The organism is Massilia sp. CT11-108, assembly GCF_047302915.1.
GTDB lineage: Bacteria > Pseudomonadota > Gammaproteobacteria > Burkholderiales > Burkholderiaceae_D > Telluria > Telluria orientalis.
In genome coordinates this window covers 1-1,161 of record NZ_JBKYMO010000947.1, presented here as the reverse complement: position 1 = coordinate 1,161, position 1,161 = coordinate 1, and the positions used below count along the sequence as shown (strand labels likewise).

Genomic DNA, 1,161 nt, shown 5'->3' with positions numbered 1-1,161 from the left:
CTCGGAGAGGTGTATACCACACCGCCCCGCCGCCGGCCAGGCCCAGTCCGCGCCGGACACCCGGCTGCCCGGTGTCGTCGTCACGCCGAACGGCAACGTCTACAAGCTGCAGATCCAGCCGTGGGGCGTCGTCTACGTGGACGACGTCGACCGCGGCGTGAGTCCGCCCGTCAAGCGCCTCGTGCTGGCGCCCGGCCGCCACACGATCCGCGTGACGAACCCGAACTTCCACGACCGCGTGCTCGAGGTCGACACGGCGAGCAGCGACGGCCAGATCACCGTCGACTTCACGGCGGAACCCTGATGACCCACGACCGGAGACCGATGAAGACCCACCGCTTCGCCCGCGCCATCCTGCTGGCCGCGACAGCCGCCCTGCTCGGCGGCTGCGCCGACCTGCCCGGCTTCGACAAGAAACCGGCACGCAGCCCCAGCCATCCGAAGGCGACATCGACCGTGGAACGGGACACCCCGGCGGTGCGCGAAGCCCCGGCGCGGCCGAAGGAAAAACCGCGCGACCGCGACGACGTGTCCACGCCCAGCGCAGGCCTGCAGGAAGGCATCCGGCTGTACAACGACGGCGACTACAACGGCGCGATCCGGCGCCTGTCCGCGCGCGACGTGAACAACGGCCCGCTCGCCACGCGCCTCACGGCCTTGAAATACATGGCGTTCAGCTATTGCGTGACGTCGCGTCCCGGCCCGTGCCGCCAGGCGTTCGACCGCGCGCTGCGCCTCGACCCGTCGTTCGACCTGGCACCCGGCGAACACGGCCATCCGCTGTGGGGGCCCGTCTTCACGAAGGCCAAGCAGGCGGCGACGCCGCACTAGAACGTGAGCGCGCTGCCGGCCCATTGCGATCGCCCGCTGGCCGACAGTACGCCGACGAGCGGCCACACCGACCACCCGCACCTGGTGCTGGCCACGTCGATCCTGGCCAGCAGCCTCGCCTTCATCGACGGCTCCGTCGTCAACGTGGGCCTGTCCGCCATCGGCCGCGACCTGGGCGGCGCGGGCGCGGACCTGTCGTGGGTCGTGAGCGGCTATCTTCTCCCCTTGAGCTCGTTACTGTTGCTGGGCGGCGCGGCCGGCGACCGCTACGGCCGGCGCCGCATCCTGCTCGCCGGCATCGCGACGTTCGCGCTGGCCTCGCTGCTGTGC

At 71.3% G+C, this 1,161-nt stretch carries 2 protein-coding genes and 1 pseudogene; all 3 read left to right on the top strand.

What is annotated here, in order from left to right; genetic code table 11:
- A pseudogene (locus tag ACEN88_RS32260) lies at nt 1–304 on the top strand (hypothetical protein); the annotation flags it as partial.
- A 20-nt stretch (nt 305–324) separates the two neighbouring features.
- Complete coding sequence (locus tag ACEN88_RS32255) at nt 325–831, top strand: TssQ family T6SS-associated lipoprotein (RefSeq protein WP_413346294.1); 507 nt, start codon at nt 325–327, stop codon at nt 829–831.
- A gap of 3 nt (nt 832–834) precedes the next feature.
- The coding region (locus ACEN88_RS32250; protein ID WP_413346293.1) for an MFS transporter at nt 835–1,161 on the top strand (327 nt) is incomplete at its 3' end.